Annotated in this window: 16 protein-coding genes; 9 read left to right on the top strand and 7 right to left on the bottom strand. The window is 30.9% G+C overall.

Features of this window, described 5'->3' with window-relative positions; translation table 11 throughout:
• The first annotated feature begins 2 nt into the window (after window positions 1-2).
• From L3X37_RS15335 to L3X37_RS00725, 3 genes are read left to right on the top strand one after another with little or no spacing between them, the layout of a single operon-like run.
• Entirely contained in the window at window positions 3-683 is a 681-nt protein-coding gene (locus tag L3X37_RS15335; protein ID WP_304956505.1) for a LytR/AlgR family response regulator transcription factor, read from the top strand.
• A gap of 18 nt (window positions 684-701) precedes the next feature.
• Window positions 702-1016, top strand: a complete 315-nt coding sequence (locus tag L3X37_RS00730; RefSeq protein ID WP_237238249.1) for a Gfo/Idh/MocA family protein — start codon at window positions 702-704, stop codon at window positions 1014-1016.
• A 14-nt stretch (window positions 1017-1030) separates the two neighbouring features.
• Window positions 1031-1258, top strand: coding sequence for a Gfo/Idh/MocA family oxidoreductase (locus tag L3X37_RS00725; protein WP_237238248.1), 228 nt, complete (start codon window positions 1031-1033; stop codon window positions 1256-1258).
• Between the two features lie 373 nt (window positions 1259-1631).
• Here L3X37_RS00725 and L3X37_RS00720 read toward each other — a convergent pair whose 3' ends face one another.
• The gene (locus L3X37_RS00720; RefSeq protein ID WP_237238247.1) at window positions 1632-2819 is read right to left on the bottom strand and encodes a beta-ketoacyl synthase N-terminal-like domain-containing protein; all 1188 of its coding nucleotides are present in this window, start codon (window positions 2817-2819) and stop codon (window positions 1632-1634) included.
• Between the two features lie 89 nt (window positions 2820-2908).
• Between L3X37_RS00720 and L3X37_RS00715 the strand changes: the two genes are divergently transcribed.
• Entirely contained in the window at window positions 2909-3340 is a 432-nt protein-coding gene (locus L3X37_RS00715) for a cytochrome c oxidase assembly factor Coa1 family protein (protein ID WP_237238246.1), read from the top strand.
• 6 nt (window positions 3341-3346) lie between these two features.
• On the opposite strand, the gene bioA is transcribed toward L3X37_RS00715, so the two are convergent.
• The 5 genes from bioA to L3X37_RS00690 form a co-directional block, all read right to left on the bottom strand.
• The gene (gene bioA / locus L3X37_RS00710) at window positions 3347-4612 is read right to left on the bottom strand and encodes an adenosylmethionine--8-amino-7-oxononanoate transaminase (RefSeq protein WP_237238245.1); all 1266 of its coding nucleotides are present in this window, start codon (window positions 4610-4612) and stop codon (window positions 3347-3349) included.
• Window positions 4613-4818: 206 nt separating this feature from the next.
• On the bottom strand, window positions 4819-6357 hold the full coding sequence (locus L3X37_RS00705) for a YecA family protein (RefSeq protein ID WP_237238244.1): 1539 nt from the start codon (window positions 6355-6357) through the stop codon (window positions 4819-4821).
• Complete coding sequence (gene bioD / locus L3X37_RS00700; RefSeq protein WP_237238243.1) at window positions 6354-6965, bottom strand: dethiobiotin synthase; 612 nt, start codon at window positions 6963-6965, stop codon at window positions 6354-6356. Before bioD ends, L3X37_RS00705 begins: the two co-directional genes overlap by 4 nt.
• Entirely contained in the window at window positions 6965-7342 is a 378-nt protein-coding gene (locus tag L3X37_RS00695) for a DUF2007 domain-containing protein (protein ID WP_237238242.1), read from the bottom strand. The genes bioD and L3X37_RS00695 overlap by 1 nt, the downstream gene beginning before the upstream one ends.
• A gap of 11 nt (window positions 7343-7353) precedes the next feature.
• The gene (locus L3X37_RS00690) at window positions 7354-8490 is read right to left on the bottom strand and encodes an aminotransferase class I/II-fold pyridoxal phosphate-dependent enzyme (RefSeq protein WP_237238241.1); all 1137 of its coding nucleotides are present in this window, start codon (window positions 8488-8490) and stop codon (window positions 7354-7356) included.
• Window positions 8491-8607: 117 nt separating this feature from the next.
• On the opposite strand from L3X37_RS00690, the gene L3X37_RS00685 reads away from it, so the two are divergent.
• The 4 genes from L3X37_RS00685 (at window position 8608) to L3X37_RS00670 (ending at window position 11063) form a co-directional block, all read left to right on the top strand.
• The gene (locus L3X37_RS00685) at window positions 8608-9081 is read left to right on the top strand and encodes a hypothetical protein (RefSeq protein ID WP_237238239.1); all 474 of its coding nucleotides are present in this window, start codon (window positions 8608-8610) and stop codon (window positions 9079-9081) included.
• 3 nt (window positions 9082-9084) lie between these two features.
• Window positions 9085-9300, top strand: coding sequence for a helix-turn-helix domain-containing protein (locus L3X37_RS00680; RefSeq protein ID WP_237238237.1), 216 nt, complete (start codon window positions 9085-9087; stop codon window positions 9298-9300).
• Window positions 9301-9366: 66 nt separating this feature from the next.
• Window positions 9367-10626: a Y-family DNA polymerase gene (locus L3X37_RS00675; protein ID WP_237238235.1), complete on the top strand. Its 1260-nt coding sequence runs from the start codon at window positions 9367-9369 to the stop codon at window positions 10624-10626.
• Window positions 10623-11063: a LexA family protein gene (locus L3X37_RS00670; protein ID WP_237238234.1), complete on the top strand. Its 441-nt coding sequence runs from the start codon at window positions 10623-10625 to the stop codon at window positions 11061-11063. The genes L3X37_RS00675 and L3X37_RS00670 overlap by 4 nt, the downstream gene beginning before the upstream one ends.
• Before the next feature lie 359 nt (window positions 11064-11422).
• Here the strand turns inward: L3X37_RS00670 and L3X37_RS00665 are convergent, their stop codons facing one another.
• Complete coding sequence (locus L3X37_RS00665) at window positions 11423-12361, bottom strand: nicotinic acid mononucleotide adenyltransferase (RefSeq protein ID WP_237238232.1); 939 nt, start codon at window positions 12359-12361, stop codon at window positions 11423-11425.
• Window positions 12362-12492: 131 nt separating this feature from the next.
• On the opposite strand from L3X37_RS00665, the gene L3X37_RS00660 reads away from it, so the two are divergent.
• Window positions 12493-13494: an NAD(P)H-dependent glycerol-3-phosphate dehydrogenase gene (locus L3X37_RS00660; RefSeq protein ID WP_237238395.1), complete on the top strand. Its 1002-nt coding sequence runs from the start codon at window positions 12493-12495 to the stop codon at window positions 13492-13494.
• Window positions 13495-13502: the final 8 nt, after the last annotated feature.

The raw sequence follows: 13502 nt of genomic DNA, 5'->3' as shown, positions 1-13502 counted from the left end.
CGATGATTAGAGCCATAGCTATAGATGATGAACCAAAAGCGATACAAGTCATTCAGCATCATACATCAAAAATTGATAACTTAGAATTGGTTTCGGTTTTTTATAATTCAAAGGACGCACTTGCTTTTTTAAAACAAAATCCTGTCGATTTAATTTTTCTTGATATTAATATACCGCACATGTCTGGTTTAGAATTATTAGAGAACCTTAATTTAAAACCAAACGTTATTTTCACTACCGCTTACACAGAATTTGCAATTGAAAGCTACGACTACAATGCCATTGATTATCTATTGAAGCCCTTTGAATTTGATAGATTTCATGTAGCTATTAACAAAGCTGCACAACGTATTGCTTCTCAAAAAAAATTAGATACATTCTTTTTTATCAAAGATGGATTTAAAAACATAAAACTAGAATATCGCAGTATTTTGTTTATAAAAGGATCTGGTAATTATTTAGATATTACTACAAAAGAAAAAGTGTATTCACCAAGAATGACTTTTAAAGAAATAATTGAAAAACTGCCTGCCTCAGCGTTTATGAGAGTACACCAGTCTTATTTGATAAATGTTTCAAATATTGATAAAATTGAGAATAATCAGGTATGTATTAATTCATATAAAATTCCCATCAGTAATAATTATAAGGACGCTTTTTTTAAACGGCTTAATTTGAGTTAAAAACCTTAAATTAGACCGATGAATAATTCACAAAAAAAGAGAATAGCACTAATTGGTTTAGGTGATATTGCTAGGAAAACATATTTACCTATTGTTGCCAATCACCCGAAAATAATACCAGTTCTTTGTACAAGAAATAAGGATGTTTTAAACAAATTAAAAACGCAATATAGAATTGATGAAGCTTATTTAGATAGAGATAAGTTGATTGAAAATAAACCTGATGCAGTTATGATACACACCACAACAGAAAGTCATTTTCAATTGGTTTCAAAATTTTTGAGTGCTGGTATTCCAGTATTTGTTGATAAACCACTTTGCTATACATACTAAGAGAAACAGAATTATTGTTAACTACAGCAACGGAAAATAAAGTATTGCTGCATTTAGGGTTTAATAGAAGATTTGCACCGTTAATTTCATCTTTAAAAAATGAAGAAGAACCAATTCAAATTTCTTGGCAAAAAAATAGAGTTAACTTACCAGATAAACCACGTGTATTTATTTTTGATGACTTTATTCATGTAGTTGATAGCCTTCGTTTTTTAGGTGAGGGATTTATTGAAAATCTTTAAGTATTTTCAAAAAAAAATAATGACTCTTTAGAAAGTATTCAGATACAATGGTAACAAAACGGAACATTATTGATTGGTTCTATGAACCGAATTAGTGGTATTACAGAAGAGCGCGTTGAATTCTATTCTAAAAATAACAAATGGCAAATTGAAGAATTGGTTTCTGGAATTCATTACAAAAATAGCATATCATAATCAATAGGATTTGATAATTGGGATAGTACTTTGTACAAGAGAGGTTTTGTAGGTTTGATTGAAAATTGGCTAAAAGCTTTAAATGAAGAAGTGTTTAACGCTAGTAGGATTGAAGATATTAGAGAAACACATCGCCTATGTGAAAGAATTTTAAGTGAAATTGATAAAAAATAACTTCTTATTTAGAAACTAGAATACTTACAGCATTTCCTCCAAAACCAACAGCATTTACCATAATGTGTTTAATCTTTTTTGGTGTGTTTTGATTTTCTGTGTATGGAATACCAATAAATTTTTGATGCTGTAACATTAAAACAGCTAGCTCAATATTTAAAGACCCAGAAGCTCCAAAAGTGTGTCCTATTTTCCATTTGTTACTTGTTAAGGCAGGAATATTTTCATTAAAAACAGATTGAATAGCTTTGTATTCTGAAAGATCGCCTTTTACAGTTCCTGGAGCATGCATAACAACAACATCAATGTCCTTCCCGCTTAAATTTCCTAGCGCCATTCGCATCGCTTTTTGAAAGCATTTAGCATCAGTAGAAATCGAGGTGTTATGCTCTAAAATTTCAGTAGCATAACCAATGCCTGTAATGGTCGCTAGTGCGTTTTCTTTTGTGCCAGATTCTAAACAGGCTACTGATGCCCCTTCGCCTAAAACCATAGTGTTTTGTTTTTTATTGAGGTCTAATGCGCGACATGGAAAGGATTCTTCGATAAGCCCAGAATGACAATCGTTTTTTAATTTGGCTTTTGTATAAATTTTTAGGGCTCGCATTTGGGCAATAGTAAAAGCTGTTAAAGGCGCTTCGCTTCCTCCAACCAAAAATTTACTGCACATGCCAGCGTTTATCCAAGCAATACCGTTTAACATGGCGTGTAATGCTGTCGAGCAAGTTATAGAATGGCTTATTTCTGGGCCATTAGTTTGTAAATCGTGAGCTACCCAAGACGAAATATTACCTAAAGTTGTAGTTGGTGAGCTTAAGGTTTTTGCTTTGTTGTTTTTAAGAAAATCTTTATAATATTTTTCGAAAAGTTGTGTTGCTCCGCGAGAGGAGCCTATGTTAATGCCAAAGTTATCTGAAGCTTTCCAACTGGCACTTTTCATGGCTTGTCGTGACGCATATATGGCATATAAAACAGAGTCGTCTAAAAATTTATATTTATTATCAGATAATCTTAAAGCTTCAATATTTTGTTTCGCATCAACAGGAATTTCGGCAACTAAAACCGATTGATTCCCCACCTTTTTTTCTGTGATACAATGCTGATTGCTTTGATAGTTTTTCCAAACTTCATCTAACGATTTTCCCAATGGAGAAATGGATGCAATACTGGTTATCGAAATTGTTTTTTGCAATATTTTTTAGCTTTCAGCAAAAGTAATACTATAAGTTAAGTAACAAAAAATATAATATGTATACTTATCTTTAAAGCAAAGTTTATTTTATGGAAGAAATAAAACAAAAAAGTTGGTTTGGTAGAAATTGGCTCTGGGTTTTGCCAGTTGGTGGATGCCTAACGATTATTATATTATTTGTTTGTGGGGTTGGAGCTTTATTTTTTGGAGTAACAAAAATGTTTAAATCATCAGCACCTTATGAATACGCTGTTGAATTGGCTAAACAAAACCCAGAGATTATTGCGGTTTTAGGGGAACCTATTGAAACTAATGGTATAATTAGTGGTAATATTTCATTAAAGAATAATAGTGGTGAAGCTGATTTTAGCATTCCAATAAAAGGATCTAATGGAAAAGCTTCTATTGTCGTAATTGGTGAAAAAATAGATGGTGAATGGGAATATGAAAAGCTATTTGTTTTAATTAAAGAAACTAAAGAAAAAATTAATTTATTGGATAAAGATTTAGAAGGGATTTAACTTTTTCTAAATGATTTCTAATGCATCTTTTATAACTTGATAAACTTTTTCTAGTTGGTTTTTTGTAATTACATAAGGCGCTTGAATGTAAATGGTATTACCTAACGGACGAAGAAAAACGCCATTATCCATAAAAAACTTAAATAATTTATCGCGTAAATTGCCATAGCGTTCCATTTCAATGTTTAAATCTAGAGCAAAAATCACACCCAATTGTCGTATCGATTTTACTTTATGATGTGTTTTTATGCTGTTACCAAATGTTTGGTGAGAAGCGATAATAGTTTGAATGTTATTTTGAATATCATCCGATTGTAATAACTCAATACTTGCCAAAGCTGCTGTACAAGCTAACGGGTTTGCTGAATAGGTATGCCCATGAAACAAACCTTTACTCATATCATCACTATAAAAAGCATCGTATATTTTTTGCGAACAGGTAGTAAGTGCCATAGGCAACAAACCTCCTGTTAATGCTTTACTTAAACAGATGATGTCTGGCTTCGTTTCAACATAAAGTGAAGCAAAATGTTTTCCTGTTTTTCCAAAACCAGTCATAACTTCATCGGCAACAGTGATGATATTATGCTTTTTACAGAACTTTAAAATTTCGTTTAAACCTTTAATATCATGCATTTTCATTGCTGTAGCACCTTGCACCAAGGGTTCGTAAACAAAGCCTGCAACTTTATTATTTGAAACTATATGTTGTAATGTGTTTAAAATAGTATCATTGTTTTCCCCGTTTGGAACAGGAATACGTTTTACATTTAAAAAGAAATCTTTAAAAGGACCGTTATAAACTGATAATCCAGAAACACTCATGGCGCCAAAGGTATCACCATGAAATCCGTCCTCAAATGCAATTAAAGTATTTCGTTTTTGCTCATTATTAAAATGATATTGTAATGCCATTTTAATCCCGATTTCAACTGCTGTTGAACCATTGTCACTAAAAAATATTTTATTCTGGTTTTCTGGAAGAATTTCCATTAAGGCTTCAGATAATTTAATAGCAGGCTCATGAGTAAAACCGCTAAACACCACTTGGTCTAGCTGTTGCATTTGGGTAGAAACACGACTTGTTATATAATCGTTACAGTGTCCATACATACAAGTGTACCATGAAGCAATAGCATCAATGTATTCGTTGCCATCTTCATCGGTTAAAACACATTCATTAGCTTTGATTATGGCAATAGTTTCTGGGTGTAATTTGTGCTGCGTTAAAGGATGCCATAGGTGTTTTTTATCGCGTTGTTTTAGATTCATAATTTTATCATCCTGCAATAATCATTGAGCAAAAGCCAAAAAGAAGGCAGAAATCTTTTTAATTTGTTAGTTAAAATATATATTTAGTACAAGATTTTTAGTTTGTAAAACTTTCGACACGAATTTACACATATTCTATTCTGCATTTAACTTAGCAGACTTTTTGTCTGCGAAATAAACCTATGGACTTTCAATCTATAGAGGGTTTAGTTATTAAGGCAACATTTTTTGTGTTTTTTACCGCTACCACAAGAGCATGGATCGTTTCTGCCTATTTTTTTTGCAGAAATAATAGGCTCTGAATATCTGTAATACTCTTCTGGTAAGTTGTTTTCAAATTCTTCTTTATATGTAAATGTGTTATAGATTTGTTTTAGGGTATTAAAATCTTCTACTGGATTTACCCCAAATTCATCATACATGCCTTTTTTAACATCATCATATGTGCCGCAAACACCTTCTCCTACAATTTTTAATGCGTACATTTCTTTTATTTTAGGTAAAAGATCTATCGCACCATAGTCCATTAAATCAGCAATAAATAACCCATTAAATTCTGTGTCTAGAATTCCTGGATTGTTTTTATTCGAAATTAAAAAATCTAAAATATCTTCTAAATTTTCTAATGTTTTATCAAAAGCACATATTTTTATAAAAGATTCTGTTAATATGCTTTTATTGTAGCAAAAAATATATTCTTCTTTAATGAAAGCAATTAATTTTTCTTTCTGATTTTTTCCAATGTGATATAATAATGGAACAACATATTCTGAAAGAGAATAACCAAACCAAAACTCAATATAATCGTCATCTTGTTTTAGTATTTCTAATACTACATTTAAGCTATTATTGTCTTTTAAAAATAATAATATACAAATGGCATGGATTGGAAAACATGCTTGACTTTCTTCTTCTATTTTATCAAAAAAGTAATCGTATCGGTAGATTGAATCATATAGTACTTTTATTAAATCTTCTACTAATTTTTTATGGTCTAGATTTATTAATTCGTTTAGTTGATTTTCAGAAATACTATCTAATGTATTTTTGTATAAATAACCCATTTGTTCTGGGTAGTGGAATTTGGGAGGGCTAGTTGTTTGCAAATGACTTTTCCTGTCTTTTGGTTTTACAATTATTTTATTCTTTTCTTCTTCTGCATATCTAAGTGAAAATTTTTTTAATATATATTCTTGTTTGAATGATTGTGCTTGGATTACTTTATGATGATCTTCATCCAAATCTTCTAATATTTGTAATCTTGTATTAGCTTCATCTTCATTGTCTATATGATACAAATAACGAATAGTAAAGGCGTAATAAGATATTATTTCATCTAAAAGAAACTCATCTCTTTTGGGGTATAGTTCATGCAGTAATAAGTTTGTTCCCAAAAGGTTTAATATGTCTTCATATTTTTCTTCACTAAGTAAGCTGTTAGCATAGTTTATTTTGGCAAACAAATATTCTGGATGTTCTTTTATAATCCATTTGTTAACTTCATTTGCTTTTTGCACATTTCCTTTTTGAGCGTAAAAAACCATTAAATAGTTTTTGAAAATTGGTACTTTTGGAAACTGAGTGGTGTATTTTAATAGTTTTTTTAATGTGCTTTCTTTTCCTTTAGGTATATCATGATATAGTTTTTCTAATAAGCGTGATATATAAGGTGTTAGTTGATTTTGTTTATCTAATAATGTATTGTCATTAGATATTTTTAGTGTGTGCAACTTTAATGATTTCATTTTAATCTGTCTTTAAACAATTTAGCATACTCTTTAATAACATTTTTATCAAAATAGGGCTCTTCATCAATTCTACCAATCACAGGAATATTTGTCATTTTTTTAATAATACTTTCGGTTGTTTTGTGTTCTTTTCCGCTAAAAATAATAGAAACCTCAAACTCTTTTTCTTTTAAAGTGTTTATAGTTAAAAGTGTGTGATTAATGCTACCTAAATAATGCCTTGAAACGACAATGACTTTATAATTTGGTTTGATTAAATCTAAAACGGTGTGCGTATTATTTATAGGCACAAGCAACCCACCAGCACCTTCAATAACTAAGTGATTATTTGTTTTAGGAGTTTTAATTTTTTTAGTATCAATAGAAATAGTATCAATCTCAGCTGCTGCATGTGGACTCATAGGTGTTTGTAATGCATAACTGTTTGGATAAAATTTCGATTTCGAATTAGAAATTAATTTCTCAACTTTTTTAGTATCGCAATTATCCAATTCGCCTGCTTGCACGGGTTTCCAGTAATCGGCTTGCAAAGCTTCAGTAATTATTGCTGATGCTATGGTTTTACCAACATCGGTTGAAATGCCTGTTATAAAATAAGTACTCATTAAAAAATGGTATTACAAACGTTACAGCGGTATTTTGGTTTTTCAAAAAAAGGAAAGAGCATATAAAATATGTTTTTTCTAGATGGTTCTGCAATTAAAATTTTTGTCGACTCGCAATTCACACAAACGATATCATTACCATTTTTATCCTTTTCATAAGCTCTTATTTGGTGATAAATTTTTATGGCTTCCTTCACATTATCATTATGAACTAATAACTTAACGCCACCAATAGCTTGACTAATTAAAGGATCAGAGTCAACGGTTTTTTCATCCAATAGCATTACGCGAATATTTTCTGCCTCTAGCTTAGCTTTTGTAACTTGAGCCTCAGTCGAGTATGGAAAAGTGGCTAGTATAGTATAATTATCTATCATTCATATAAAATTTAAAGAAAAGTACTTAATAACTGTAAAACTTCTGTTGTTTCTTTTTCAGAATTATAACTATGCAAACAAAAACGCAAACGTTCTTCTTCTTTTTTAACAGTTGGCGATAAAATAGGCTTTACACTAAAATTGTGTTGTTGCAATTTTTTTGCAATCTGTTTTACTTTCTCGTTTCCAGAAATAATACAACAATGTATTGCAGAATCACTTTTTATAAAATGATTTTGAAGATTATGTTTTATAACTTCAGCTTTAAAATATTTAATATTTTTGTGTAATTTCTCAATATTTTTTGTTGAAATTAACTCAGTATAAGCTGAATGAATGGTTGCTAAGCTGTGTGGAGGTAATGCCGTAGTATAAATAAAACTACGAGAAAAATTAACTAAATATTGTTTTAAGTTTTCGCTACAAATAATTGCTGCACCATGGCAGCCTATGGCTTTCCCAAAAGTTACTAAGCGCGCAAAAATGTGGTTTTCAAGATTTAATTTTGGGATTAAACCAATACCACGTTTCCCAAAAACACCAACTGCATGAGCTTCATCAACTATTAAAAAAGCATCATGTTTTTTGCTTATTTTACATATTGCAGCTAAATCTGGAGAGTCGCCATCCATGGAAAATACAGATTCTGTAACAATATAAATATTACCGTCATACTGAACTCGATTCAGCATCTCATCAAGATTGTCCAAATCATTATGCTTAAACTTATAAGCTTTTGCATTGGAGAGTTTAATACCATCACGAATAGAGGCATGGATAAATTCGTCGTACAAAATAACATCATCGCGTTGCGGAACACAGCTAAAAAAACCAACATTAGCATCGTAACCCGAATTAAAAATTAGTGCAGTTTCACTATTATGGAAATTGGCTAAAATAGTTTCTACAATATTGAAAAGCTGATAATTCCCAGAAAGTAAACGGGAACCTGTTGCGCCATTTTGTTTAATGTTATGCCCAATTAAAAAATCATGTGTTGTGTTAAAAATGGACTCAGATTTTGAAAACCCTAAATAATCGTTTGATGAAAAATCTATTAAATCGTTACGCGAACTAAGTTGCCGTAGTGCATTATTAGCTTTACGATTGCTTAGTTTTTCTTGTAGTTTTTCTGGAAATTTTTTCATCTGAAAACAAATATAAATAATGCTTTCATTATTCAAGCGTTTAAAATATAATTAATATTAAACTATTGTTTTTCGATAATTTTATTATATTTGTTATTGTTAAACGATAATTAAATTATGAAAAAAATTAAAATACTACTAGGTTTTACTTTGTGTTTTGGTGTATTTTATTTATTCCATTTGTCTTCACAGGTTATTTACTTTAAATCTTGGAAAAAAATTAATGAAATTTATTCCATAGATTCTTTTTTTGGAAAATTAAATTGGTTAATAGAAGTCTGTTTATCTCTTATACTTTTAACAAGTGTAATATTTATATTTCTCGCTCTTTCTAAAATTTTAAAAAAAGGATACTTTAATATAACAACCTCTAAAAGTTTTAAAAGAGCTGGTTTTACATTATGTTTTGTCTCTGCTTTAGATTTAGTTAAATCAGTTTTAGAAATATCAGCAGGCTTTCATGCTGAATATTATATAGGTTATTCCATGTTTAATGTATTACTTTTTTTATTGAGTTTGGGGCTGTTGAGTATTTCACAAATAATAAGAAATGGAAGTTTGTTAAAACAAGAAAACGACCTAACAATCTAACCTATGCCAATAATCGTAAACTTAGATGTGATGCTTGCCAAACGTAAAATGAAAAGCAAAGATTTGGCAGAAATTATTGGTATAACCACAGCGAACCTTTCTATATTAAAATCTGGTAAAGCAAAAGCAATTAGGTTTTCTACTTTAGAAGCCATTTGTAAAGCACTCGATTGCCAACCTAGTGATATTTTAGAATATGCTTGTACTGAGCAAAGTTGAAGTGTTACAGATTAATTTATTGCAATTTCCCGATTTTTAAAAACCTAAATTCTGTATCTTTATAACATGTTTGCACTCGTAGATTGTAATAATTTCTATGCTTCTTGCGAACGTGTATTTAACCCTAATTTACAAGGAAAACCAGTCGCTATTCTATCTAATAACGATGGTTGTGTTATCTCACGAAGCGATGAAGCCAAAGCTGTTGGTTTACCAATGGGCGCACCTATTTTTAAATGGGAAACCTTTTGTAAAACCAATGACATACACGTACTATCATCAAACTACCCATTGTATGGCGATATGAGTAGTCGTGTTATGTCTATTTTAAAACAGTTTACGCCTGATATAGAATTGTACAGTATAGACGAATCGTTTTTAGGGTTCAGAAATTTTAAAGAAGATTTTAATTATAATGATTACGGGTTACAAATTAAAAAACGCATCTTAAAATGGACAGGCATTCCAACTTGTGTAGGTATTGCACCAACTAAAGCACTAAGCAAAGTAGCCAATAAAGTAGCACGTAAATTCCCAAAAGAAACTAAAGGTGTTTACGTTATAGATTCTGAAGAAAAACGAATTAAAGCGTTAAAATGGATAAAAGTTGAAGATGTTTGGGGTATAGGTAGAGGCTTATCTAAGCGACTAAAAACTAAAGGTTGTAAAACTGCTTTTGATTTCACGCAATTACCTGATGATTGGGTTCTTAAAAAATTTTCGGTAACCGAATCACGATTAAAGCGGGATTTAGAAGGTATTCCAACTTTACAATTAGATGAGATAAAAACTAAGCGCGCCATTGCAACCACACGTAGTTTTGATTATACGTACAGCGATATAAATTATATAAAAGAACGGATATCAACCTTTGCAACAAGTTGTGCCGAAAAATTGCGTAAACAAGGTTCAAGTTGTCATATAATTATTGTGATATTAAGTAGCGACAGACATAAAAAAAACTTAGAACAACACAGAGGCAGTATGGTTGTTAATTTGTCATATCCTACTAATTCCTCCCTAATAATTAGTAACGAAGCCGTAAAAGCTGTAACTTCCATTTTTAAAAAAGGCATTAAATACAAACGTGCAGGCGTTATTGTATCGGGTTTGGTACCAACCAATAATTTTCAACTCAATATGTTTGAGTGCGAAAACCCCAAGCACAAATATTTAATGCATGCTATCGACGGACTTAACAACAAGTACGGCGATTATAAAATAAAAATAGCCAATCAAGATTTAAAACGCACCTGGAAAATGCGACAAGAGAGATTATCGCCAAGATATACCACGAATATTAATGACATTATTGTAGTAAAATGATAGCACACAAATTAGGAGGTTTAACCTTCTTTACCCCAGAAATTATTGAAAGTGCATCAGCACAATTGTTTAATGCAGGAATTTCGGCAGGCTTTCCGTCGCCAGCAGACGATTTTAAAGAGCAACGTCTATCATTAGATGAAGAGCTTGTAAAAAACAAAGAAGCCACTTTTTATGCACGTGTTAGCGGACAATCGATGATTGATGCAGGGTTAGATGACAACGACTTGCTAGTTATAGATAGAAGTTTAGAACCAGCAAATAATAAAATAGCAGTATGTTTTCTTGATGGAGAATTTACTGTTAAACGCTTACGTGTTTCTAATAATGAGGTATGGCTACAACCAGAAAACCCAGATTATCCAATAATTAATATTACTGAAGAAAATAATTTTCTAATTTGGGGCATTGTAACTAATGTGATTAAAAAAGTTTAGTCTTATTTTGGTGTAAATTTGTTTAATCAGTATCTAATTCATATCCAAAATCTTTGCCTTTATTCACTCGAGGAAGTCCTTTAGTCATCCACATTGCAGGTTTACCTTTTAGATAATGATCGAACTGCATCACCCTATACTAATTTAATTATGTAATGTCGCCATATTTCTTTATCTTTAAGGATGGCAAAACCACAAGAATTCGCAATCAAAGAAAGTGTAGCAGAACTTGTTTCACTCCGCAAAAAACAACCAAATTTCAGATTTGAAAAAAGTGTCTTACATGCTGAATAATGACGCATTATTCTGATTTAACTATAGCTTTAAGCAGTTTTTAAACTAAATATAACCAATCCATTTTATTTAACCCTTGTGTTTTCTCTTGGGTTATCTACTTTATCTTTTCTATGCTTACGCATTTCATTTCTTTTTATAGAGGCTTTTCTTTTTGTATTTGCACCTTTTAAGTACTGAATGTATCCTCTGCCTTTAAATTCATAAATCGTTTCAGATGTTGGGTGATACAATTCTATGGTACCATCATCTATAACGCTTAACTCAAAATGTTCATTGTCAAAGGAGTCATAATCTAATGTTAAAGTTTTAAGCAATGTGTTTCCTGCAATATCACCAACACCATAAGCACCTGTATAATCCCAAATAAGATTGTTTACACTTGTTCCACTGTCATCTTGTGAGCTTCTAAAAGTTTCATCATTTCCACCTGCTAAAAACTGTAAATAATTTTCGTTATCAAATTCGTTTATTGCTCCAAACTCACTAGTATATGTTTTCTCCCAAGCTTCGTATTCTTGTAAGAAATAATGAATGTTATCATAGAATACAAAGTCAAAATCAAAATTATTACGTTGATACCCATCTAAAAAGTACGAAGTATCATTATTTGGATTGTACAATTCAATTGTATTATTATCAATTTGGTATACATCAAAACTTTCAAACCCATCAATATCGTGCTGTACGTCTAAAATCATATCATAGGCATCATAATCTGCCACAGCAATACCAAAACCATTACCACTACTACCAATACCTACTAAATTATTATTGGCGAACATAACGCCATTTCTAAACGATACGGTAAATGCTTTTTGTAAAAAAGGTGTTGTACCAAAACCACTGGTACTATTAATATCTACATACCAAATCTCATAAGAACTTAATAATTGGTTTATTGAAATTCCTGGATCATCATCAATTATATTAGTTTCTACATAACACGATGTAAATAATGTTGCCGTTAAAGCAAAGCTTAAAAGTAATTTTACAGTCTTCATAATGAAACATTTTTAGGGTTTCTATTTGTATAGTTTCAAAACGCGTGCCAAAAAAGAAATTAGATTATTTTACAGAGACATTATTGATTAATTTTTTACGTATTTTTGAAACACAAACAATTTATGTTTTTATGGATAACCCTTTAAAATATGCGGTTTTTGGCGCAGGAAGTTGGGCAACAGCTATTGTGAAAATGCTTTGTGAAAATTTAGATCAAGTTGGTTGGTACATGCGAAGTATTTATACCAAAGAACATTTATTAAAAGAGCAACACAACCCTAATTACTTAAGCTCGGTTGAGTTTCATTTAGAACAGCTTAAAATAAGTAATGATATTAACGAAATTGCTGATTATGCCGATGTACTAATATTTGTAATTCCGTCGGCTTTTATGCATTCAGAATTAGAAAAATTAACCACGAATATTGAAAATAAAATTGTTGTTTCTGCGGTAAAAGGCATCATACCAGAAACAGGTTTGTTAGTTGGCGAACATTTTAATGATGTATATAAAATTCCTTTTAATAATATTGCTGTAATTGCTGGTCCTTGCCATGCGGAAGAGGTTGCTTTAGAACGTTTATCGTACTTAACTGTATCGTGTTCTGATGCTGAAAAGGCTCAAAACATAGCCAATAATTTATCTAGCAATTACATTAAAACAAAAATTAGTGACGATATTATTGGTGTAGAATATGCCGTTATGCTTAAAAATATTTATGCTATTGCCGCAGGTATTGCTCATGGTTTAGGCTATGGCGATAATTTCCAAAGTGTACTAATGAGTAATGCCATTAGAGAAATGAAGCGTTTTATTAAAAGACGGCATAAAATGAAACGTAACATAAATAATTCGGCATATTTGGGCGATTTATTAGTAACCGGATATTCTGTTTTTTCTCGAAACAGAATGTTTGGTAATATGATTGGTAAAGGCTATACCGTAAAATCGGCTCAAATGGAAATGAGTATGATAGCCGAAGGCTATTACGCTACAAAAAGTGCTCATTTACTACATGTTAGAAATGGGGGAAAAGCTAAAATTCCTATTATAAATGCGGTTTATGCGATTTTGTATGAAAACAAAAACCCTAAAAAAGTGTTTAAAAAATTAACGGACAGGTTGGATTAATTAGTAGT

The sequence above is a fragment of the Wocania arenilitoris genome (assembly GCF_021728535.1).
In the GTDB taxonomy this organism is placed as follows: Bacteria; Bacteroidota; Bacteroidia; order Flavobacteriales; family Flavobacteriaceae; genus Wocania_A; species Wocania_A arenilitoris.
Note: the sequence above shows the minus strand (reverse complement) of the source record. Positions and strands in the feature narration are given on the sequence as shown.

Bases quoted from the DNA above. Each gene is read 5' to 3' on its own strand.
- L3X37_RS00715 (WP_237238246.1), top strand. From the start codon at position 2,909: ATGGAAGAAATAAAACAAAAAAGTTGGTTTGGTAGAAATTGGCTCTGG.
- L3X37_RS00695 (WP_237238242.1), bottom strand. From the start codon at position 7,342: ATGATAGATAATTATACTATACTAGCCACTTTTCCATACTCGACTGAG.
- L3X37_RS00690 (WP_237238241.1), bottom strand. From the start codon at position 8,490: ATGAAAAAATTTCCAGAAAAACTACAAGAAAAACTAAGCAATCGTAAA.
- L3X37_RS00685 (WP_237238239.1), top strand. From the start codon at position 8,608: ATGAAAAAAATTAAAATACTACTAGGTTTTACTTTGTGTTTTGGTGTA.
- bioD (WP_237238243.1), bottom strand. From the start codon at position 6,965: ATGAGTACTTATTTTATAACAGGCATTTCAACCGATGTTGGTAAAACC.
- L3X37_RS00660 (WP_237238395.1), top strand. From the start codon at position 12,493: ATGGATAACCCTTTAAAATATGCGGTTTTTGGCGCAGGAAGTTGGGCA.
- L3X37_RS00675 (WP_237238235.1), top strand. From the start codon at position 9,367: ATGTTTGCACTCGTAGATTGTAATAATTTCTATGCTTCTTGCGAACGT.
- bioA (WP_237238245.1), bottom strand. From the start codon at position 4,612: ATGAATCTAAAACAACGCGATAAAAAACACCTATGGCATCCTTTAACG.
- L3X37_RS00680 (WP_237238237.1), top strand. From the start codon at position 9,085: ATGCCAATAATCGTAAACTTAGATGTGATGCTTGCCAAACGTAAAATG.
- L3X37_RS00670 (WP_237238234.1), top strand. From the start codon at position 10,623: ATGATAGCACACAAATTAGGAGGTTTAACCTTCTTTACCCCAGAAATT.
- L3X37_RS00730 (WP_237238249.1), top strand. From the start codon at position 702: ATGAATAATTCACAAAAAAAGAGAATAGCACTAATTGGTTTAGGTGAT.
- L3X37_RS00705 (WP_237238244.1), bottom strand. From the start codon at position 6,357: ATGAAATCATTAAAGTTGCACACACTAAAAATATCTAATGACAATACA.
- L3X37_RS00665 (WP_237238232.1), bottom strand. From the start codon at position 12,361: ATGAAGACTGTAAAATTACTTTTAAGCTTTGCTTTAACGGCAACATTA.
- L3X37_RS15335 (WP_304956505.1), top strand. From the start codon at position 3: ATGATTAGAGCCATAGCTATAGATGATGAACCAAAAGCGATACAAGTC.